Annotated in this window: 16 protein-coding genes; 15 read left to right on the forward strand and 1 reads right to left on the reverse strand. The window is 37.4% G+C overall.

Translation table 11 applies throughout. The features are described from left to right. Window positions 1–21: 21 nt before the first annotated feature. Together IC221_RS23455 and IC221_RS23460 are read left to right on the forward strand one after the other, a co-directional pair. A complete protein-coding gene (locus IC221_RS23455) occupies window positions 22–1,767 on the forward strand; it encodes a RagB/SusD family nutrient uptake outer membrane protein (RefSeq protein ID WP_188171280.1) in 1,746 nt (581 codons plus the stop codon). A 19-nt stretch (window positions 1,768–1,786) separates the two neighbouring features. Next, entirely contained in the window at window positions 1,787–3,367 is a 1,581-nt protein-coding gene (locus IC221_RS23460; protein ID WP_188171281.1) for a hypothetical protein, read from the forward strand. Between the two features lie 502 nt (window positions 3,368–3,869). On the opposite strand, the gene IC221_RS23465 is transcribed toward IC221_RS23460, so the two are convergent. Beyond that, entirely contained in the window at window positions 3,870–5,555 is a 1,686-nt protein-coding gene (locus IC221_RS23465) for a hypothetical protein (RefSeq protein WP_188171282.1), read from the reverse strand. 543 nt (window positions 5,556–6,098) lie between these two features. Here IC221_RS23465 and IC221_RS23470 point away from each other — a divergent pair. The 13 genes from IC221_RS23470 (at window position 6,099) to IC221_RS23530 (ending at window position 23,848) form a co-directional block, all read left to right on the forward strand. Then, window positions 6,099–8,681 carry a sugar-binding domain-containing protein gene (locus IC221_RS23470; protein WP_188171283.1) on the forward strand — a complete coding sequence of 861 codons (2,583 nt, stop codon included), beginning with the start codon at window positions 6,099–6,101 and terminating at the stop codon, window positions 8,679–8,681. Window positions 8,682–8,696: 15 nt separating this feature from the next. Further along, on the forward strand, window positions 8,697–9,719 hold the full coding sequence (locus IC221_RS23475; RefSeq protein WP_044210152.1) for a (R,R)-butanediol dehydrogenase: 1,023 nt from the start codon (window positions 8,697–8,699) through the stop codon (window positions 9,717–9,719). An 82-nt stretch (window positions 9,720–9,801) separates the two neighbouring features. Continuing rightward, window positions 9,802–10,566: an SDR family NAD(P)-dependent oxidoreductase gene (locus IC221_RS23480; protein ID WP_172665920.1), complete on the forward strand. Its 765-nt coding sequence runs from the start codon at window positions 9,802–9,804 to the stop codon at window positions 10,564–10,566. A 232-nt stretch (window positions 10,567–10,798) separates the two neighbouring features. Then, complete coding sequence (gene aldA / locus IC221_RS23485; RefSeq protein ID WP_188171284.1) at window positions 10,799–12,262, forward strand: aldehyde dehydrogenase; 1,464 nt, start codon at window positions 10,799–10,801, stop codon at window positions 12,260–12,262. A 15-nt stretch (window positions 12,263–12,277) separates the two neighbouring features. Beyond that, on the forward strand, window positions 12,278–13,390 hold the full coding sequence (locus IC221_RS23490; protein ID WP_188171285.1) for a mandelate racemase/muconate lactonizing enzyme family protein: 1,113 nt from the start codon (window positions 12,278–12,280) through the stop codon (window positions 13,388–13,390). Window positions 13,391–13,626: 236 nt separating this feature from the next. Then, window positions 13,627–14,667, forward strand: coding sequence for an aldose epimerase family protein (locus tag IC221_RS23495; protein ID WP_188171286.1), 1,041 nt, complete (start codon window positions 13,627–13,629; stop codon window positions 14,665–14,667). Between the two features lie 19 nt (window positions 14,668–14,686). Then, the gene (locus tag IC221_RS23500; RefSeq protein WP_188171287.1) at window positions 14,687–15,694 is read left to right on the forward strand and encodes an L-rhamnose/proton symporter RhaT; all 1,008 of its coding nucleotides are present in this window, start codon (window positions 14,687–14,689) and stop codon (window positions 15,692–15,694) included. A 140-nt stretch (window positions 15,695–15,834) separates the two neighbouring features. After that, complete coding sequence (locus tag IC221_RS23505) at window positions 15,835–17,070, forward strand: family 43 glycosylhydrolase (protein WP_188171288.1); 1,236 nt, start codon at window positions 15,835–15,837, stop codon at window positions 17,068–17,070. 290 nt (window positions 17,071–17,360) lie between these two features. Further along, window positions 17,361–19,577, forward strand: a complete 2,217-nt coding sequence (locus IC221_RS23510; RefSeq protein WP_188171289.1) for a T9SS type A sorting domain-containing protein — start codon at window positions 17,361–17,363, stop codon at window positions 19,575–19,577. A 10-nt stretch (window positions 19,578–19,587) separates the two neighbouring features. Further along, complete coding sequence (locus tag IC221_RS23515) at window positions 19,588–20,586, forward strand: sugar kinase (RefSeq protein WP_188171290.1); 999 nt, start codon at window positions 19,588–19,590, stop codon at window positions 20,584–20,586. Continuing rightward, window positions 20,586–21,269 (forward strand): bifunctional 4-hydroxy-2-oxoglutarate aldolase/2-dehydro-3-deoxy-phosphogluconate aldolase, encoded by a 684-nt coding sequence (locus IC221_RS23520; RefSeq protein WP_223241466.1) that lies wholly within the window; start codon window positions 20,586–20,588, stop codon window positions 21,267–21,269. Before IC221_RS23515 ends, IC221_RS23520 begins: the two co-directional genes overlap by 1 nt. Window positions 21,270–21,512: 243 nt before the next feature. Then, entirely contained in the window at window positions 21,513–22,904 is a 1,392-nt protein-coding gene (locus tag IC221_RS23525) for a sulfatase-like hydrolase/transferase (RefSeq protein ID WP_188171291.1), read from the forward strand. Window positions 22,905–23,353: 449 nt separating this feature from the next. After that, a complete protein-coding gene (locus tag IC221_RS23530) occupies window positions 23,354–23,848 on the forward strand; it encodes a hypothetical protein (RefSeq protein ID WP_188171292.1) in 495 nt (164 codons plus the stop codon). The last annotated feature ends 95 nt before the right edge of the window (window positions 23,849–23,943 follow it).

Genomic DNA, 23,943 nt, shown 5'->3' on the forward strand with positions numbered 1-23,943 from the left:
AGAAAATAAAATTAAGATCGAATGAAATTTATTAAATATAGTCTGATCACGTTATTATCTTCTATTTTGCTCATAGGATGTAACGAGGACAAATTTTTAACTCAATCAAATGTCAATGCGTTAACGCCAGAAACATTCTGGAAAACTTCAGAACATTTTGATTATGCGTTGAATACAGTATATGCAGCATTACAGTTCAATACAGTGTCTGGTTTTAGAACTTCTAACGAAATGGCACTTTCGGATTTGTCTAAGAGTGATACTTGGTACGCTACGTATACTACTTATAAGTTGTTCAATTTTACAAACAGTGATCCTTTAGTTCAAAACAAATGGTCTGAATTGTATATCGGTATCAACAGAGCAAACCAAATTGCCACTTTCATCAAAAATGAGGACATTGATATGTTGCCAGAGGAGAAGTTGGTAGTGGAAGCTCAAGCAAGAACTTTAAGAGCTTTCTATTACTTTGAGCTTGCCAACTCTTACAATGGTGCAGTAATCAATACTACTTATTATGCCAACTCTGATAGTTTAAATAAAAAGTTAAACACAAGAGCAGAAGTAATTTCACAGGTCGTTATTCCTGATTTAGAATTTGCAGCAGAGCATTTACCAACTTCATGGTCAAACATGGAAGCAGGTAGAGTAACTTGGGGTGCAGCAGTATCATTATTAGGTAAAGCGTATTTGTATGATGGAAAATGGGCTGAAGCAGCGGCTGAGTTTAAGAAAGTAATTGATAGTGGAGTATACTCTTTATCTACTGATTATGTAGATAACTTTACTGAAGAAGGAGAGCATAACTCAGAGTCAATTTTTGAAGTAAATTATTCAACTTCAGTATTACCTCCATCAGCAAACAGAGATTGGGTAGACAATATCGCAGGAGGTAACGTCACTCCATCAGAAGCATCAAGTTTAGAGCACTCATTTACACATATCCTTACTGCAGGTGGTTTCAACGTTGTAACACCATCACAGTTCTTACATGAGACTTTATTAAGTGATGAGATAAATCCTGATCACCCTGCAAATGAAGCTGGTGAAACTCACTCTCAAAGATTAACAAGCTCGATTTTAGTACCTCGTTTTTATGGTGCTTATTTCAACAGAGTTTGGGAAGAAGACAACGGAGATATGTACCCAATGGGTGGTGGTCACTCAGGTTACGTGAAAAAGTTTACAAGATGGAATACAGGTATCAGTGTATTGGAGAACAACGGTCAAACTTCTCCAATCAACTTTAGATTAATAAGATACGCAGATGTATTATTAATGTATGCTGAGGCACTTAATGAGCAAGGAAACTTTACAGATGCCATGACTTACATTGATATGGTTCGTGAAAGAGCAGGTGTTTATACATTACAACACTATGTAAATACTAACGGTGGTACTTTCCCTAAATTGAACATCAGTCAAGAGGTGACAGGTGCTCCGCATCCGCAAATTGCACCTTCGCAAGAGTCGATCAGAGAGCATATCAGATATGTAGAAAGACCAGTTGAATTATCGTTTGAAGGTCACAGATGGGATGACTTAAGAAGATGGGATATCGTTGGTGAAGCATTAGACAGAAGAGCAGCAGATGAGCAATGGAGATTAGATAATGCACAAACGATATTGGGTCAACCACCTTTATATATTGGTGCTTACATCATCCAAAACTTCGTAGAACAAGCTAATAAGTACAATCCGGAAGTACATAAGTTCTTCCCAATCCCTGCGAATGAAGTTCAAACGAATCCTGATTTATACGAGTAATCTAACTGACAAAGAAGAAATGAAAAAATTTAATTATATAATTGGTTTACTTACTATACTCGCTATTTACGGGTGTAAGAAAGAATGGGAAGCTCCTGGCGTTGAACCAAACCATCAAGTAATTTACACTTCAGAATACCAATTCGGTAACAGAGTACAAGTAGGTGGTTCGATGACCTTTACGGATGCGTCAAAAGGTATTGTCAGTAGAAAGTGGTCTTTACCTGAAGGAGCTACTGTAGAAGGTACTTCAGATACTACTTCAACAACTGATTTAGTGCATGTACAATTCAATGAAGCAGGTCTAAAAGAGGTGAACTTATCGCAAAGTTTTGCAGGTGCAGCTTTTGACGGTAATGCTCAAAGAGAATCTGAAATGGATACAACGATTTTGATAAATGTTGTAGATTCATTAAAATTAATAGTAAAAGCAAATTTCTATTTTCCTGATGGTACAGTCGGTGAAGAATTGGATTTAACAAAATCCAATGATGTACAAGCGGGTAGAATGATCAAGTATACCCTAACAGCTATAGGCGAACCTTCAAGGGTAGTGTATAACTTTGGTGGTGGAGATCCAGATCAGGTGACATATATTGAGGCTGAAATCGAAGACGGAACGGCAGCGGAGACTATTGTTCAATACAAGCAGTTGGGTACATTCTCTACTTCTGTATTAGGAAATAGAGCAAGACCAGGTGGCATCGATACTTTGAATTTTGTAAATGCAATCAATGTTATTCCTTCTGCGGATCCTCTTATTTTGACAGACGTTTATGTGAAAAATGGATTTGTTGCATTGGATTACTCAAGAGAAATTGAGCCAGCTTCAGTTGATGCGTCAACATTCTCTGTTAAAATAACGAATGGAGCTGATGAATTAACGCCATCTATTTTAACTGCTTCTGTAGATCCATCTGCTAAAAACATTGTATTGATCGCTTTAGATGGAGAAACTGTTTATGATGATGATGTAGTGATGGTAAGTTACCAAGGTGGCATTTTACAGTCCACTGACTTTGGTCCAGCGGAGGAATTTGTAGATCGTCTATTGGTACACCGTCCAAGTGCAAATGTATTAGAAAGCAGTTTATTTGACTATAGTTTCGAAACTTCTATTGCCGATGATTGGCCTTATTTAAATTGGGGTGCTCAATGGGAGAAATATACCTTAGACATGGTAGACACTGAAGCTTATCACGGAGGTAAATCTGCAAGATTAGAAATGGAATCTGGTGGAGGAGCAATCTTCAGCCATAACCAGAACTTCACAATGGAAGCAGGTAAATCATATGAATTAGGTATGATGATCAAGGTAGAAAGTGGTGTAGCAAACATTAATGATGCTGCAACCGAAGTACCATCAATGCTTGTTTACTTTGGTAATCCAACAATTGATTGGGCTGCAGATCGATTCAACTTTACTACACAAACAGTAGTTGGGGATTGGATTTATGCTAGATGTACTTTCTACTCACCAAAAGGAAGTGGTGATTATAGATTGGTATTTAGACCATTTAATCCAGAGACTGCAAACCCTGATCCTCTAGTTCTTTATATGGATAACATCTCATTAAGAGAAGTGAATTTAAGACCATAATTTCAGAATAAGTAGTTTATAGATTCAGATCCCTCATCGGCATTCAAAAGCTGATGGGGGATTTTTTTGTTTTATATCACAAGTGTTAAGCCGATAGGCGTCACTTGTGATGATACATTGGTGAAGTCTCCCGACTTCGAAATATCACAATAATAGGTTTAGCAACAACCCCACGTACCACACCCAAGCCACAATGATTTGAATATTTATGGTTAGAAAGTAGGGTGTTTTTTGATCACAAATATTGTTTACATGGTTTTATACTGATGTTTTATATGGTTCGTAAGCTACAAGGCATTGTGGCTCTACAAAACGATATACTTTCAATATGGTAATTCACCTTAATTAGTATTCTTCTGTAGGGATACAATGATTTGCATCTCACGTACTATATCCAAGCCACGATGTTTTAAACACAAAAAAACGTGTGCCATAGCAAAAAACTACAGCACACGTTATTCAATTTCTCTTAGAGTCGAATTCGTTTATTCGTCATTAAAAACTATCCGATATGAGAGATGAATTCCTCTAAGTTATCCTGTCTAGACAAACCTAATTTCTTTCTCAAGCGGTATCTTGTCGTATGAACCGATTCGGTGGAGATACCCAATAATTTAGCCATTCCTTTACTATCAAAATTGAGTTTGATAAGTGCACATATCTTCTGATCACCTTGTGTAAGCTTAGGGAACCTTTCGTTGAGTTCTTTATAAAAATTTTCATTCACCTCTACAAAACGTGCCTCAAATTCCTTCCAATTGTTATTAGTATTAAGGTTGATCTTTTTTGAAAGCTTATTGATCTGATTTGTATCAGGTTCTTTCTTCAATTCGGTCAGCTCTTTTTTAATTTCCGCTAACGTTTCTTCATGCTGAATGATCTGAAGCACAGAAGCAGTAAGTTCCTTATTTTTAATTTCGAGTACTTCTTTGATTTTTTGCTCTTCCATTTTCTGTTTTTCAATGAAAAGCTGTTTGTCTGCCTTGTATTTGTTACGCAAGTTTCTGTAAATGAAGAAGACAAGGAGTACTAAAGCAAAGATGGTAATGTAAAAAATAATGTTACGCAGATAGTTGATTTTACTTTCCTGTAGCAATCGTTCTAATTCTTTTTCTTGCAAAACTTTCTTTTGATTCTCTTGTTCCTTTCTGAATTGATCCTTGATCTCAAGAAATTTTCTATTGCTTACACTTCTACTGCCATATTGTTTTTCATTAAGTTCTTTGGCTTTCTGAAGGAATTGATAGGCTTCTTTCGTTTTGCCTGTTTTAAGTTTCACTTTAGATAGTTCCTCATAGATAATAGGGATGAGATCAGAGTGGCTTTTATGTTGTTGCCCCGCTTTTAAGGCACTATCATAATATTTTTCACTCATTTTAAGCTGCCCCTTTTTTTGATAGATATTACCGATAAAGTAATCATAAATAACAAGGTAACTATGCTGATAAGTAGTAAAATACTTATCTAGGGGTTTCAGTCGAGCTAATGCTTTATCATATTCACCATCTTCATAAAGTAGATAACCATATTCTGCTTCAATAAAGCTATTGTCGTTTCTATCTTCACTAGCATTGGTAATATTTTCTTTAAGAATAACGCAGCTGTCAAGATAGTTTCTTGCCTTTTCAATGTCATCCATTTTTCTAGCAAGGGTAGCTTTCGCATAATAGTTATCGACAACGATGTATGGATCTATTGTTTTATTCTCCCTACAGATCGCTATGGCCTTATCAAAATATTGTCCAGAGAGTGAATTTCTTTCATAAAAACTATAAAGCCATCCCAAGCCATTATAAATATTTATTCGAAGTAAATCGTCTTTAACTTGATTGGCCAATGACAGTGCACTCCAATATCCATCGTAAGCATGACCGAAGTTTCCGTTGTGTGCATACAGATAAGAAAGGCTAGTGAGTGACTTTACCCATAAAATACTGTCTTTCGACTTGATTGATTCTGAAATGGCATACTGATAAAGTGAAATGGCACTGTCCGGTTGGAGAAATTTTAACATTTCTGCTTCTCCGTATAACTTTAAGGCAAAATCTTCACTCAATTTTTTCTGAACAATTTCGTTTTTCTGTCCCTCTTTTTCGGGGGAGTTATTATTCTCGGAAAATTCCCCTGCAAAAAGAGTAAAATTACTAGATAAAAATAGGAGTAAAATATGTAATAATTGTCTAGTCATAATTCATAAAAAGTAATGTTTTTTTTAACACAAAAACATTGATTGTGAGTAATTTATGTATTTCTTGTTTAGAAAGTTGTCGAGGTGTTAATACCTCGTTTTTATGTTGTACAGTTTTGATCTAGTCAAAGATAAGGCAAATAAATTTAAAATTCCCATCTTTGTTAAGGGTTTTGCAGACACTTATAATTTTAAGTCAGTTGGGTAGCTGATTTAGTAAGAAATGATTGAAATGAAATGACAAAATTCAACACGAATCTTTAGATCAAATTTAACATTTAAAGATGGGAAACAGAATGTGTTATGAAGACAAACTTACTCTAATTTTTTATGCTTAAAAATAAGTTCAACGAATTTGTTTTTGCCGAATAATGCTGAGTAAAAAGTGATACAACACATTTCAAAATAACAAAAACAGAAAGCAGGATTTCTTCAATTTTAATCCCAAAAGCTGTTTCAACAAAAAACAATTTGAAAATGAAATGTCATGTCAATACAAGCTCTCTTTTTGATGTTGGCAGTGGCATAAAAAGTATAGAACTAATGAAGAACTTTGTATATGGTCTATTGGCTTTAGTCATATTGGGGTGTCAAAATACTACTCCGGAAGTAGGGAGGGAATCAGATTTTAATTTTGATTGGCAATTTGCACTTTTAGATACTAGTCAATCAACATTGAAGGCAGGTGATATCCCTGCTACTTCTTGGGAAGCGGTAAGATTGCCGCACGATTGGGTGATTGGTAATCAGTATGATTCGGCCAATCACGAGTTTGCACCAGCAACAGGATATATTTATGGTGGTGGCATAGGATGGTACAAAAAGGAATTTGAATTGCCATTGACTGATGACCAAAATGCATTTATCCTTTTTGACGGTGTGTATAACAATTCAGAGGTATATCTTAATGGAAACAAGTTGGGTTTCCATCCTTACGGGTATTCACCTTTTCATTATGATTTAACACCTTACGTTAAGAAAAATGGGAAAAATGAATTATTGGTAAAAGTAAACCATAGCAACTTTGCGGATAGCAGATGGTACACGGGTGCAGGTATTTACAGAAATGTGGAGTTGATTGTAACGGACAAATTGCACGTGCCAGTTTGGGGTACTTTTATTAAGACTAACGTTATTAATAACCAATTAGCTGAAGTAATCATTGAGACAGATATTAATAATGGTTATAAGGAAGGTAAAGAAATTGATTTAATCCATGAAATCATAGATCAAAAAGGAAAAGTAGTCGCTGAAATTTCAGCAAAAGAAACGATAAAAGCGAACAAAAATAGATTAGTAATTCATTCAACTAAACTAAACAATCCAAACTTATGGGATGTGGACGATCCATTCCTATACACGCTTAAAACTAAACTGGTTGACAACGGTAGAATTATAGACGAACTAACAAACAAATTTGGTGTAAGAAGTATTGCTTTTCAGGCAGACTCCGGTTTTTATTTGAACGGACGTAATAGAAAAATTAAAGGAGTCTGCCTTCACCATGATGCAGGTTTAGTGGGAACGGCAGTACCCAAAGATGTTTGGAGAAGAAGATTATCGGTATTAAAAGAAGGAGGTTGTAATGCCATCAGAATAGCGCACAACCCTGCTTCTAACGAGTTTTTGGATTTGTGTGATGAGATGGGATTCTTAGTTCAAGATGAATTCTTTGATGAATGGGATTATCCAAAAGACAAGCGTTGGAACCAAAAAGAAAAAACAAGAAATAATGAAACGGAAGGCTATACGAACTATTTCCAGGATTATGCAGAAAGTGATTTGAAATCAGTGATTTTATCGCATAGAAATCACCCTTCTGTATTTCAGTGGAGTATAGGTAACGAAATTGAGTGGACGTATCCTCGTATTTCTCAAGCGACAGGATTCTTCAACAATATGAATTGGAAAGGGAACTATTTCTGGTCAAAACCTCCACATTCAAGAAAAGAAATTCAACAGCAATTAGCAGTCTTACCAAGACAAGAACACAATATTGGTTCTACAGCTAGAAAACTAGTACAATGGACGAAAGAGATGGATACATCACGTCCGGTAATTGCCAACTGTATTTTACCTTCGGCTTCACACGAAACCGATTACGGAAAGTCATTGGATATTGTAGGGTATAGCTACAGAAGAGTGTTGTATGATTATGGACACGAAAACTATCCAGACAAAGTGATTATGGGTACGGAGAACTTGGCTCAATATCATGAGTGGAAAGCCATCATGGATCGTCCATTTATTGCAGGTACTTTCTTCTGGACGGGTATTAATTATTTAGGAGAAATCAGAGCACCTTGGCCAAATAAAGGTAATGATGCAGGAATGGTAGATTTCGCAGGTTTTACAAAGCCTTCTTACCATATGATCAAAACGCTTTGGGATGAAAGACCACATACTTACATCGCTACACAAAAGCTTTCGAAATCCATTAATAAAATGGATAAGAAAACAGGACAATTGGTAGCTAAAAATCCTGAAAAATGGAAAAAAGCACTTTGGGAATGGCATGACGTTAATAATCACTGGAATTATGAAAAAGGCGAAATGATCAGTGTGGAGCTTTATTCTAATGCAGAAGAGATTGAATTACAATTAAATGGCAAAAGTTTAGGGACAAGAAAGTTAGAGGAGTTTGAAGACCACATTTATAAGTGGGGTGTGCCATTTGAAGAAGGTAGATTGACAGCCATTGGCAAGAAAGACGGAAAAGTATTTACAACGGAATTGATCACTGCAAGTGCACCTGTAGCGGTAAAACTTTCAATAGATCAAAAAGTCCTAGCAAATAATCAATATGATGTGGCTCATGTAGTAGCACAATTAATCGATAAAAATGGAAACCCGGTCAAACATTTAGAAAAAGTGATTGACTTTGAGATTCCTTCTTACCTCAGAGCTTTAGGTGTTGACAATGGATCAAATACGAATGTACAACCTCACGTTTCAAGAAAAATTGAAACAGATCAAGGTAGAGCATTATTGGTATTACAGTCTACTAAAGAGGAAGGTAAAGTAGAGATTAAAGCTACTGTTGATGGGCTAGACGCAGACAAAGTACTACTAACTATTAGTACAGACAAGAATGATAATGAACAAATATTAGCAGAGTTAAATTAAAAAAAATTGAAGGCGATGAAAGCAGCATTTTACGAATCAAAAGGAAAGATCAGTGTTGGTGAAGGCAAACAAATTGCTCCAGGTAAAGGAGAGGTTAGGCTAGATGTAGCGTATTGTGGAGTATGTGGAACAGATGTACATATTTTCCATGGCGTAATGGACCAAAGAGTAGCACCTCCTCAAACAGTTGGACATGAGGCTTCCGCTGTTGTTGCAGAAGTTGGTGAAGGCGTTGAAAATGTAAAAGTAGGTGATAAAGTAGCCGTTAGACCTTTACATTTTGGAGAGGAGCATCCATTTGATAAGGGATTCAAGCATGTGGGTAAAAACTTGAAATTTATTGGTATTGACTCAAGCGGAGCATTCCAGAACTCTTGGACTGTACCTTCTTATACCTTACATAAATTACCAGAACAATTGAGCTTAATGCACGGTGCATTTATTGAGCCATTGGCTGTTGCATGTCATGATGTGAAGATTGGAAGAGTAGAAAAAGACGAAAATTGCTTAGTAATTGGTGGTGGTCCTATCGGTACATTGATCGCTTATGTTTTAAAAGAAAAAGGAGCGAACGTATTCATTTCAGAAGTAAATGAAACACGTCTTTCAATGTTGAATGAATTAGGTTTCACAACCATCAATCCTGCAAAAGAAAATCTTTCAGAAAGAATAGCAGAGTTGACAGGAGAGAAAATGATTGACTGTGCCTTTGAAGTATCAGGTTCTGCACCGGGTGTTCAGACCATGACAGAAGTGGTGAATGTAAGAGGTAGAATTGTGATGGTAGCCATCCATGGTGGTGAGCAAAAGCAAGTAGATTTATTCAAATTCTTCTGGTCTGAAATTGAACTTTTAGGGGCTAGATTATATGAAGAAGATGATTACGAAGAAGCAATTAGAATTGCAGATTCAGGATTTGTGCCTTTCGAAAAATTAATCACAAAAGTAGACTCTCTTGATAATATTCAATCTGTATTTGATGAGATCGACAAGAATCCTGAAGGGATGAAATACCTAATTAAGTGTAACGATAATTAATATCGTTGGGCGTGTAGGGGCAGACCTATGTTTCTGCCCGAAATAATATTATCAAAAAAAATAAAAAAATAGCAAAATGGGCATTCTTAATAAATTCCAACTAGAAGGTAAAGTAGCATTAGTAACAGGATGTAAAAGAGGTATTGGTAAAGCAATGGCAGTTGGTCTTGCTGAAGCAGGAGCTGATATTATTGGCGTTTCTGCATCATTAGAATTAGAAGGAAGTGAAGTACAGAAAGAAGTAGAGGAGAGAGGAAAAAAATTCAAAGCTTACCAATGCGATTTTTCTGATAGAAAAGCGTTGTATGATTTCATTTTAACAGTAAAAGCAAATCATCCACAAATCGATATTTTAGTCAATAACGCCGGTACAATTTTAAGAACTCCTGCAGCGGAGCACCCAGACGAAATGTGGGATACGGTAATTGAAGTAAACCAAAATGCTCAATTTATCTTGACTAGAGAAATCGGGAAAGAAATGGTAGCAAGAGGTGAAGGTAAAGTGATTTTCACGGCTTCATTATTGACATTCCAAGGCGGTATTACAGTACCAGGTTATGCAGCAAGTAAAGGAGCTGTAGGTCAGTTAACAATGGCATTTGCCAATGAGTGGGCAAGCAAAGGTGTGAATGTAAACGCTATTGCTCCAGGATATATCAGTACTGATAATACAGAGGCATTAAGAAATGATCCAGAAAGATCGACTTCTATCTTATCAAGAATTCCTGCTGCTCGTTGGGGAGATCCTGAAGATTTTGCAGGTCCAGTAGTATTCTTGGCATCAGAAGCAGCAGCTTACATGCATGGTAGTATCATGCTTGTAGATGGTGGCTGGATGGGCCGCTAATTAAATAGATTGAATGATAAGTGAACACCCTGTTTCAAGTGTTAAGCGATAGCGTCACTTGGAACTGAATATTGGCGAAGTCTCCTGACTTCGAATATAAAAAAATATACCTCGAAGTCGGGAGACTTCGCCAATGGATAATCACAAGTGACGCCTACCGGCTTAACACTTGCGATATAAAAAACCTTCAGTTATCATTCTACATTCAATTAATTTTCCAAAACAAAAAACTATGAGCACTTTAACAGAAACTGGAGTAAAAGAATATAAATTATTTATCAATGGTGAGTGGATTGAAGCTTCTTCAGGAGAAACTGAAGACGTGATCAGCCCTATTGATGAAGCAGTGGTAGGTAAGGTACAAATGGGAGATGAGCATGAGGCAAATCTTGCATTGGAAGCAGCGGAAAAAGCTCAAAAAGCATGGAAAAAAGTACCTGCAATTGAAAGAGCGAACTTATTGAGAAAGTTTGCGGCAGAGATTCGTGCCAACAAACCTTACTTGTCGAACTTATTGACAAGAGAGCAAGGAAAATTATTATCAGTGGCAGAAATGGAAGTAGAAGTTACAGCTACTTTTATTGAATATGCTTGCGACTGGGCTAGACATATTGAAGGTGATATCATCCCTTCGAACAATCCAAAAGAACAAATTTGGATTCAAAAAATCCCTCGTGGTGTGATTGTAGCGATAACAGCATGGAACTTCCCGCTAGCTTTAGCAGGTAGAAAAATCGGTCCAGCATTAGTAGCGGGAAATGCCATTGTTGTAAAACCTACACAAGAAACACCTTTAGCGACTTTAGAACTAGGTTTCTTAGCAGAAAAAGTGGGTATTCCAGCTGGTTTGATCAACATCGTTACGGGTAAAGGTAGAGTATTGGGTAATGCTTTAGTAGCAAGTCCAATCACTAGAATGGTGACAATGACAGGTTCAACACCTGCAGGTCAACAAATCTTCAAAACGGCATCTGAGCATTTAGCACACGTTCAATTGGAATTGGGTGGTAAAGCTCCTGCGATCGTATTTGCAGACGCAGATCTCGATCAAGCAGTGGAAGCATGTTTCCATTCACGTTTTGATAACTGCGGTCAGGTATGTACATGTAACGAAAGAATGTATGTACATGAGGATATTTATGAAGCATTCATGGAGAAATTCATGGAAAAAGTGAAGAACATCAAAGTAGGTAATCCATTGGATGCAGCCTCTACGATGGGACCTAAAGTAAATGCTTCGGAGATCAAAAACATGGAGCATTTAGTAGCGAAGTCTATTGAAGAAGGAGCAACAATTGCTCACGGTGGTGGAAAACCTTCAGGAAGTGAGTTTGAAAAAGGATTCTGGTTTGAGCCAACAGTAATCACTGACGTAACACAAGATATGACAGTGGTACACGAAGAAGCTTTTGGTCCTATCCTTCCAGTATTGAAATTCAAAGAGTTTGATCAAGTAGTGGAATACGCAAACGATTGTGAGTTTGGTTTGGCTGCGATGGTCTTCACTCAAGACATCAAAACAATCATGCAATTGAACGAAGACTTAGAATTTGGTGAAATCTATGTAAACAGAGGTCATGGTGAGCAGCACCAAGGTTTCCATAATGGTTACAAACTAAGTGGTACTGGTGGAGAAGATGGAAAGTATGGCTTCGAGCAATACATGGAGAAGAAGACTTTCTATGTAAAATATTAAGAGGAGACAACGGACATGGAGACTACAATAATTAGTGTTAAAAACAGGCTATTTGAAGTACCTCTACCTGAGGTACTTTCAGATGCCAAACATGGAGATCATACCCACTTTGAATTAGTGACTTCTACCATTACACTTGAAAATGGTATGGAAGGTACAGGGTATACTTATACAGGTGGTAAAGGTGGTAGAGCCATCAAAGCCATGTTGGATTATGATTTAGGTCCTGCTTTAGTGGGAAAAGATGCAACTCAGATTGATGAAATCTATGATTTTATGGAGTGGCACATTCACTATGTAGGAAGAGGTGGTATTGCGTCATTCGCTATTTCGGCCATTGATATTGCACTTTGGGATATCAAAGGAAAGTCATCAAACCAACCACTTTGGAAAATGGCTGGCGGTGCTAACAATACATGTAAAGCCTATTGTGGAGGGATCGACTTGATGTTCCCAATTGAAAAACTTTTGAAAAATATGCAGTCGTATATGGACAAAGGTTTCAGTGCAGTGAAGATCAAGATTGGTAGAGAAAACCTTGATGAAGATATAGAAAGAATCAAAGCGGTAAGAGAATACATTGGTGATGATATCACTTTTATGGTGGATGCCAACTATTCAATGTCGATTGAAAAAGCCATTGAATGTGCGGAAAGATTCAAACCTTATAATATCACATGGTTTGAAGAGCCTATTATTCCTGACAACTACAAAGGATACGCAGAAATTACCGAAAAAACAGGAGTGCCATTAGCAATGGGTGAAAACCTACATACTATTCATGAATTTGAATACGCAATGGAGCAATCAAAACTTTCTTTCGTTCAGCCTGATGCTTCCAACTGTGGTGGTGTTACTGGATGGTTGAGAGCGGCAAAATTAGCCAAAGAAAACAACATTCCAGTATGTTCTCACGGTATGCAAGAGCTACACGTAAGTCTTGTTTCTTCTCAAGAAAATTCAGGATGGTTGGAAGTGCATAGCTTCCCGATTGATGAATACACTACACGCCCATTGGTGGTAGAAAACTTCAGAGCTGTAGCATCTGATGAGCCGGGTACGGGAGTGACTTTCGACTGGGAAAAACTCGCTTCTTTTGAGGCAGGAACTGTTACTGAACAGGTATAATATATTTGAAATGCTAGGAAAAGGAAACACCTGTTTTCTTTTCCTAGTACTTCATCAAAAGATAAATCAAACAGGTGTTTTTAAATAGGAATTCACCTTTTCCAAGTGACGCTAAGGCTCAACACTGGACACAATACGACTATAACTCAGAATTGAAATGAATTAAGCAGTTGGCAATTGAAATCCAGCATTAGGTTTTGAGAAGCTTAACTGAACAACCACAAAGTACAAGCAACATGATCAAACAGAAATTATTTGGAGTGCACGACGGGTACAAGGTGCATCTCTACGAAATGCAAAACAAAAATGGAATGAGCGTCAAGATTATGACATTAGGAGCAACTATAACTTCCATTCAAGTACCCAATAAAGAAGGAGGTTTAACAGAAGTAGCCTGTGGGTTTGATCAGTTGGAAGGCTATTTTTCAGAAGCCTATAAAGCCAATGCACCCTATTTTGGTTGTACAGTGGGGAGATTTGCATCAAGAATTAAAGATGGCAAGTTTGCTATAGATGGTGTGGACTACACTTTAGCAACAAATGATGGCCCAAATCACTTGCACGGAGGTATCAAGGGTTTGGACAAACAACTTTGGTCATGTGTCAATGAGTTAAGTACAGAAGTAGCTGACAGTATTACTTTCCAACGAAAGAGTGAAGACATGGAAGAAGGTTTTCCTGGTAATATCGTGGTGGAAGTCACTTTTACACTTTCGAGCGATAATAATATTGAAATTGCTTATCACGCTACAACGGATAAGAAAACACCAATTTCATTGACCAATCATACCTATTTTAATTTATCTGGTTTTGAAGAAACGATTGGAGGGCATACCGCAAAAATCCTTGCAGATAAATTTTTAAAAGCAGACCCAACCAATGTTCCTGTTGGTGAGGTGGAACAAGTAGCGGGGACAGTATTGGACTTGAAAGAAGGAAAGCCATTAGCAGAAGTATTTGAGGAGTTGGAAACAGGTTGTGAGCATTATTTCTTATTTGACGAAGAAGATCAACTGAGAAATGTGGCTGCTTTTGAAAATCAAGCAACAGGAATAACATTGGAAATTTCGACTACTGAGCCAGGGATGTTATTCTATACAGGTTATTTTACTTCCAATGAGCTGCAAAGAGAAAGCGGTGATCAATTTGGACGATACAAAGCTTTCTGTTGTGAAACGCACCGCTATCCTAACGGTCCTAACATCGAAGGAGCACCTAAAGCATTTACAACACCAGAGGAACCTTACACCTCTACTACAATCTATTCATTTAATTAACTAACAAAATATTGTCATCATGATTGAAGGAGTTTTATGGTCCGTTTTTGCCGGACTGATGTTAGGCTTATATGCCTTACCAGAAAAATTTACAAAAGAATTTGAGTTTGAAAACACATGGGGTTTATTCTTCATGATCAACACCTTTATTATTCCAAATATTGCTGCCTACTTTATGGTGGACAACTTTGGTGAAGTATTAGGTTCCATTCCAAATAGCGTATTATTGGGGATGGGTGTAGCAAGTTTCCTATGGGGAATTGGCGTGATGATGTGGGGTAAAGCCATTAATTATATTGGTCTTTCTTTAGGCTTTTCATTATTCATTGGTACCATTATTTTGATTGGTTCACTTATACCATTTATGATTGATGGCATACCAGAAATGCATGTTTTCGGTACCATTATGTTGGGTATTGTAATTGTATTATTTGGAGTAATGAGCAATGGTCGAGCAGGACTTTTAAAGCAACAGGAAAGTGAGAAGGAATCTGAGGTGAAGAGTGATAATATGATTAAAGGTATCGCTATTGCAGTAGTAGGTGGTTTGTTAGCTACAGGTTTTAATTATGCAAATACAGTAGGTGGTGGAGTCATCAGAGATGCAGTTTTAGCCAATGGAAATCCGGAGTGGGTAAGTGCAATTGTTGTGATGTACATTATCTACATTTTCGGTGGATTATCAATCGCTACTTATTTCATTTATCAGTTAACGAAGAAGAACCTTTGGGGCAATTTCGTAACTCCTCAATTACCAAGAAACACGATCTTGACCACCGTAATGGGTATCTTCAACTTTGCTGCTTCAGCATTGTTTGCTTATGCTGCTTTTAGATTAGGTCAAAATGGTGGTACAGTCGGTTATGCCATTTTCAACACGGTATCAGTGGGTGTTGCTATTGTAGGAGGATTGATTACAAAAGAATGGTTGGAGGCTCCAAAACAAGCCAAAACATCTCTTTACGTGGGGCTTTCTTGTATGGTACTGGGCATTACAGTAATCGCTTTTGGTAATAGCCTTATTTAACGGAAATAAGTTTTAAGATTTAATAAATTGTTTATTACTTCATCTTTAGCCTACATCTTAAGTTGTGGGTTAAAGAGAAGCACAGTAAACTTATTAAATTGTCGCAATTAGTATTGAATTATTAGATTATATATACGGAAATGAATTTAGTAAAAAATATTGCAGGATCATTATTGATCGGTGCAGTACTCGCCTCTTCTTGTACAAAACCAACTGGCCCGCGTTCAGGGGTTAGTGAAAATAAAGTAGACATCTCAAAAGAGAAGCTGGATTTCTTGGGGATTACAGATCCAAATCATCTAAGTGCTGCGTCAAAAAGAGCATTGGCATGGCCTGATACATTAACGAATGAGTGGTTTGGTCAGTTTACTGTACATGACTTAAAAGGCGACTTGGCTTACGAAGAAGGAGTCGTTAGACGTGATCCTTCAGCTTTACTTTTTATTGATGGAAAATACCATGTGTATTACTCAAAATCAGTTGGAGAAACGCAAGGTTTTGGAGGTGATGTAGAAAACGAAAAAGTATTCCCTTGGGATCGTTGTGATATATGGCATGCCACATCTGTAGATGGATGGACTTGGAAAGAAGAAGGTTTGTCAGTGAGTAGAGGTAAAAAAGGAACATTTGATGATCGTTCGGTTTTCACTCCTGAAGTGATGGAACATGAAGGAAAATATTACTTATGTTATCAGACAATCAAATCACCTTATAATGTAAGAACGAAAAACCAAGTGGGTTTAGCTTATGCTGATTCACCGTATGGCCCATGGACAAAGTTGGAAGATCCAATCTTAAGTCCTGCGGACAATGGTGTGTGGAAAGGAACGGAACAAAACCGTTTTATGGTTGAGAAGAAAGGAGACTTTGATAGTCATAAAGTACATGACCCTTGTATTCTTCCTTACAAAGGTAAATTTTATCTGTATTACAAAGGAGAGCAAATGGGTGAGCAAATTACTTTTGGTGGTCGTCAGATCCGTCATGGTGTAGCTATTGCAGACAATCCGTTAGGCCCATATGTGAAATCACCTTACAACCCGATTTCAAATTCAGGTCATGAGATTTGTGTTTTCAAGCACAAAGACGGTATCATGTCGTTGATCACGACAGACGGACCGGAAAAAGGTACAGTGCAGTACGCTAATGATGGTATCAATTTCAATATTCAAGCTGTTATTCCAGGTGCTCCACACGCCATGGGTCTTAATAGAAGCTTAAATAGTGATGAGCCTTTCGCAATTTTTGAATGGGGACTAACTCACAAATATGCTAACTACAATTACCAGCATATCAGACGTTTCCATGGTAAGAGAAAAACTTCTCATACAGCCAAAAATGAGCAATCGGCAAAACAGCCAAAAGCATCAAGATAATTCGAAAGAAGAATAGTGGATAGTCAAAGTGATGTATGGGTTTTGTATTGCAATATCCATACTCATTCTCCATCATTAACCCGCTATTAAAGAGTGGGTTGATGATGGATTCTATAAAATATCTATTTATTACCGACACCACATTGTAAACTAGATTTGATTACTTTCTATGAAGTCTTTTACGAATAGTAGCTATTATTCAATGGTTTATAAAGTAATATCTATTCCAAACAGCAAACAAAACAAAAGAGGGCTTCAATCATAATTAACTTATAACGCAAATACACGACATGAAATTTATTATTATTACTATTCTAAACTTACTACCCTTCATACTCATCGCACAAACAACAAAAGTAGAGGTAAACCTCAACGTAAAACACACCGTTGGAGAGGTTTCTACTTTCAATAGAGAAAAGTTTATTGGCGTGCATGGAGGGCTTCGAGAGAACGACTGGACAAGGTATGGTGATGCCCGTCCATTAGACATCAAGAATGATTTTATGAATGGCAAAGATGTTTATTTTGGTAGAAATACCGGAACCATTACCTACAACATCAATGCAGTACTTCGTGAAGATCCAAACCGACCAGGTTTTGTGGATCTAGATCATCTGAGAGAAAAAGGTAAAACATATAGAAATGATTACCTCAACAGACCTGATCTGTACAATTATGCTGATCGTAATAAATCACACATTTTGGCGACTCAGCATCACCCTTTTTGGCCTGATGGTACACTGACCAAAACAGGTTGGGCGTTTTCTCAAAATGATACTCAAGAGGAACCGTTTGGTACAGCCACGGGTGAATATTGTGCCCATTTTATCAAAGAATTTCATGGATCAGGGACAGAGAAACTTCCAGAATATTTTGAGGTAATCAATGAGCCGGTTTATGGCATCTTTGGATGTGAAGATTGTGGAGAAACGGATGAGGCACTAGAAAAAATCTTCAAATTCCATAATACTGTAGCTCATGAAGTCAAGAAGGTGAACCCGGATATGAAAGTGGGTGGTTACACAACTGCATTCCCGAACTTTGATTACGACAATTTCCAACGTTGGGAAAAACGATGGAACAAGTTTATGGACATGAGTGGTGAAAACATGGACTTCTGGTCGATTCACTTATACGACTGGCCTACTTTTCAAGGGAAACGCCTAATGCGTAAAGGAAGTAACCTTGAGGCTACTTTAGATATGTTGGATCATGCAAGTTATGATAAGTTTGGGGTAGTGAAACCTACTTTGGTTTCAGAGTATGGTTGTCAAGTGCATTCAATGGCTAATCAACAATGGTCACCTGCAAGAGATTGGTATTATATCACTTCACTGAATTCCATGATGATGACATTTATGGACAGAGCAGATAATATCGCGAAAGCTTTACCTTTTATTGTATTAAAAGCAACGTGGGGAACCGCAAACGGTGTACCTCATAACTGGAGACTTTTCAGAGGAGAAGACGAACCTACGAGTCTTACCGGAACTTGGGTGTACTCTAGCCTAGTAAATTTCTATGATTTCTGGAGCGAAGTAAACGGAACAAGAGTAGACCATGTTTCAGATAATGTAGATATCCAAACAGATGCTTATGTAGAAGGAACGGTAGGGTATGTAGTCCTCAATAATTTGACAAGACAACAACAAACTGTAGCGTTAAATGTAAAAGGTTTTGATGAGGCCAACTTGAACAACGTAAAAGTACAACACCTTTACAGCAAGAGTGGAACACCAACCATTGAAGAAACAACTTTTACAACGCTTCCTTCAGAAGTACAATTACAATCAGAATCAATGATGCTGATCCGATACGAAATGAAATCGGACCTTGTAATTGACGAAACTTCAGATGAAACAAAATATTATGCAACGACTTATTACCAACCTATCGATGGGAATGTAATGACGTTCAACTTCACGGATGTGGATTTGGTAGAACACGGCGAAGCAGTACTAAGAATTGGTATGGGTAGAGCACATGGTCTTTCTTTGAAACCTACTGTGAAAATCAACGGAAAAGAATTAGTGACCAATGACAATATTATGGGTGATCTTCAAGAACAGCGTAGATCGTTTTTTGGTATGGTAGAAGTGCCAATCGATTACGAGTTATTGGAGAAAAACAACGTAGTGACTGTTCAATTCCCAGAGTCTGGCGGTCATATCAGTAGTGTGAATATGAGAGTATTCAATTTCAGTACAGAGATTGAAAGAGGAGATGGAGATGTAACCCCACCCACAAGTATTGATGCAGAAGATTTAGGGCAACAAATTATTTTATACCCTAACCCGAGTAAGTCAGAAAAAGTACAGTTGAGTTTTAAGCGTCAATTCAATATTGAGGAAATTAAATTGACAGACATTACAGGAAAAACAATTGAGATCATTCCTTTCAGTGGAGAGGCAGTGGAGATCAATACGGCTCAGCTTAAAGCAGGCATCTATCTTATCCAAACCAAAGTGGAGGGACAGGTCATTTCAAAAAAATTAATAGTGGAGTAAAAAGAGACAAATGAAGAAGATTGTAAGTTTTGGAGAACTCTTAATTCGCTTATCCTCTCCAGGAAATCAGCGTTTGCAGCAAACTAAGTCTTTGAATATTGACTTTGGAGGAGCTGAAGCAAATGTGGCAGTTTCTTTAGGGCAGTTTGGAGAGCAGATAAAATACATCACAAGAGTGCCTAAAAATGATATGGTACTCAGTGCAGTACGTCACTTGAATAGCTTTGGAGTAGATACCTCAGACATACTTTATGGAGGGGAAAGAATGGGGCTGTATTATTACGAAAATGGCTCATGTGGAAGGTCTAGTAAAGTAGTTTATGATAGAGCTTATTCTTCTACCGCTACACTCGAAAGAGGAATGCTGGATTGGGACACCATCTTCAAAGATGCTGATTGGTTTCACTGGTCGGGGATTACGCCGGCGGTTTCTGAAGGTGCCAAGGAAGCATTATTAGAAGGATTAGAACAAGCGGCTCAAAGAGGTTTAAAAATCTCGATGGATTATAATTTCAGAGGAAACCTTTGGAAATGGGGTAAATCTGCCGAAGAAGTGATGCCGGAATTGATGGAATTCAATCATGTGATGTCAGGTACTCACCCTGATGTTGATGTCTTAAATGATACGATTGAAGACTATCATTTTCAGATCGAAGGAGACAAGATAATGCAACGTTTTCCACACTGTAAGATTGTAGTTTTTACTTCAAGGGGTGTGATCTCAAACAATCATAATACTTGGAGTGGAGCACTATATGATGGGCAGAAGGTGTACAGAAGTCAGCAATATGATCTTACACACATTGTAGACAGAGTAGGAGGGGGAGACTCTTTTATGGCAGCTTTAATTTATGGTTTAAGAAACATTGAATCCCTACAAGAAGTGATTGATTTTGCGATTGCAGCATCAGCCATCAAACACACAATTGAAGGAGATCAGAATATTTGTTCTGTAGAGGAAGTAAAACATTTTATAGCAACCAACGGAACAGGAAAAATAGTCAGATAATGAAATTTTCAAGAATAGAAGTAGCCTTAAAAATGAAGGAAACAGGTTTTGTACCTGTTTTCTTTCACAAAGATGTAGAAGTGAGCATCAATATTTTAAAGGCATGTTATGAAGGTGGAGTGAGAGTATTTGAATTTACCAACAGAGGAGACAATGCTCATGAAATCTTCAGAAAATTAATTGATTACAGAAACGAGTTCCTTCCAGAACTTGCATTAGGAATAGGCTCGATTGTAGATGCACCAACCACTGCACTTTACATTCAAACAGGAGCCGATTTTGTTGTTTCTCCGATTGTCAACGAGGAAATGGCAAAAATCTGTAATCGAAGAAAGGTCGCTTGGAACCCAGGTTGTGGTACCATTTCAGATATTTCCAAAGCAGAAGAGTTGGGTGCTGAAATCGTTAAAGTCTTTCCAGCGACACAAGTTGGCGGACCAGGTTTCATCAAAGCCGTAAAAGCTCCAATGCCATGGACGAATATCATGCCCACGGGTGGCGTAAAACCAACTTTCGAAAATTTGAAAGAATGGTTTGATGCAGGAGCGTATTGCGTAGGGATCGGAGGTCAGTTATTTGTAAAGTCTGCTGACGGCACTTTTGACTACCAAGAGATCAAAAACTTAGTTCATGATGTACGAATATATATTGAAAAATTGCAGTTGAAAACTGTAGATGTTTGATCACATTATTCATTCCATTAAAGAGGGCCATTTTTTGGTCCTTTTTTTCATTTATACTAGGGAGAGAAAATGGGTGTTTTGTGGTTCGCGAGGACGTTGCAATGCAACACCTCTACAAAAATGCACCTTAGAAAATTATTACAAAACACTTCTATCGGTATAGAATGGCTGCAGCATCAAAATCATATTTTGTCCAAGTACTCAAATGTTGAATCTATTGTACTACTTAAAAAATATATTGAAATGAAAAGACTAATCTTTATTACTTTTTTATGTCTGTTCAGTGGCTTTATTCACGCCCAAAAGACTAAACCACAAAACATCATTATTATACTATCAGACGATGCAGGCTACGCTGATTTTGGATTTCAAGGGAGTAACGTTATGAAAACACCCGTTTTGGACCGTTTAGCCAAGAAGGGAACTGTATGTACTCAAGCCTATGTAGCTGGCGCCGTTTGTGGTCCATCGAGAGCCGCCTTATTGACCGGTAAATACCAACAACGTTTTGGTTTTGAAGAAAACAATGTACCCGGTTACATGCAAAACTACTGCTTGGAAGACGATGAAATGGGACTTCCATTAGAAGAGAAAACCATTGCAGACCACATGAAGACATTGGGGTATACAACAGGTATCATTGGAAAATGGCATATGGGAAACACTGATCGTTTTCACCCCTTAAAAAGAGGTTTTGATTTTTTCTATGGCTTCAGAGGAGGAGCTAGAAGTTATTGGGGTTTTAATGCTAAAAATCCAAACCCTAGAGAAGAAAATAACATGGAACGTAATTTCAAAAATTACGAAGAGCCGGACGAATACCTCACAGATGCATTTGCGAAGGAGACCATTGATTTTATCAGCAAAAATAAAAACGAGCCTTTCTTCTTATTTCTGTCCTACAATGCTGTACATGCACCAATGCACGCCAAAAAAGAAGACCTTGCACTATTTCCAGAGTTAGAAGGAAAACGTAAAAAACTAGCAGCAATGACATGGGCTATGGACCGAGCTTGTGGTATGGTCTTCGATCACCTCAAAAAAGAAGGATTAGCAGACAATACAGTCATCATTTATACCAATGATAACGGAGGTCCTACAGATGGAAACGCTTCATACAACAGCCCGCTAAGTGGAACCAAAGCAAGCCATCTTGAAGGAGGAGTGAGAGTTCCTTTCATTATAAAAGTACCAGGTCAGAAATTTGATAAAGAATACACTCATCCCATAAGCACGTTAGACCTCTTACCACTTTGCTACACTATTGGAGGAGGTAATGCTTCAGATTTAGAAGGGGTAGACGGTGTAAATCTATTGCCTTATTTATCGAAGCAAAACACTGCCAAACCCCATCAAACATTATATTGGAAAAAGGAAAATAGAGGAGCCATAAGACATGATGATTGGAAACTTATCCGTTACCCAGATCGACCTGCTGAATTGTATGACCTCTCAAAAGATATCTCAGAAACCAACAATTTGGCATCAGAACACCCCGAAATTGTAAAAGACTTATACAAAAGGCTTTTCGAATGGGAAACCACATTGGCAAGACCTCGCTGGCAACTCCAACGTAAATACGAAAAGGCAGCCATGGAACGTATTGACCAATACAAAAAAGAACCAATACATTAATGTGAACTAACCTTACCCAACAAGAGAAAAGGGGCAGCCTTGTTCCTTTTCTCGATTTTACTACACTGTTAACTATTATACTATTTAGAAATCGGGAGATTTCTACTGATCTATAGGACACGAATGCCGCTATCGCTTAACATTCGCGCCAGTGGACTTTCTACAAAATGATTGTCTGATTACAGATTAAAAGACAAAGGTTTTATAATAACCTTCTAAGATGCAGTTCTGTAGGGACGTTTTATTAAAACGTCCTCACGGACCACAATACATTACCATTTATCCTTCATAAAAGGATTTATGTTATTTAATGAAAACTTAGTTTACGATTTGATACTACTCATTCTTATGAAAAACATGGCATGAAATTTCCGACTAATAAGGGAATTTAGAATCGAATATTCTATCTGCAAAAGCACTTTCACTAAGCAAACAAAACAACGGCAAGAATGAAATTCTTAATCACTTTACTTACCACCTTTTTTCCATTATTAATTTTTGCTCAATCTGAGAATGATTTGGTAGAGGTATTTGAAAAAAGCTTCAAAGGAAATGATGCTATAAATCAAAGGTTTAAAACCCTAAGTTACATTCAACCACATTATTTGATTTCTGATTTTAATGGAGATGGGGTTAATGATATCGCGGTTTTAATTGTAGAAAAAGCAACCGATAAACGAGGCTTTATAGTTTTACATCCAAATACGAACAAATTTTTTATTATTGGTGCAGGAGAAGTTTTTAATCAAGAAGATCAATGGGATGATTTGAACTGGGTGAATCAATGGACTATAAATACAACTAGGTCGAATGAACCTGGAATACAAGAAGGTCCGAATTTGGAATTAAAAACAGACTCAATTGAAATAGTTAAGTTTGATGTAGGAGGAGGTTTAATCTATTGGGATGGAGAAAAATACAATTACTTTCACCAAACTTGCTAATAACGGTATAGAATATTTTTTTACTCAATCGACTTTAGTCAACCCCTACGATCAATATAGATAGTATATAATGTTACGCCAATCAGATTTTTTCT

Source organism: Flammeovirga sp. EKP202, from assembly GCF_014534745.1.
Lineage (GTDB): Bacteria > Bacteroidota > Bacteroidia > Cytophagales > Flammeovirgaceae > Flammeovirga.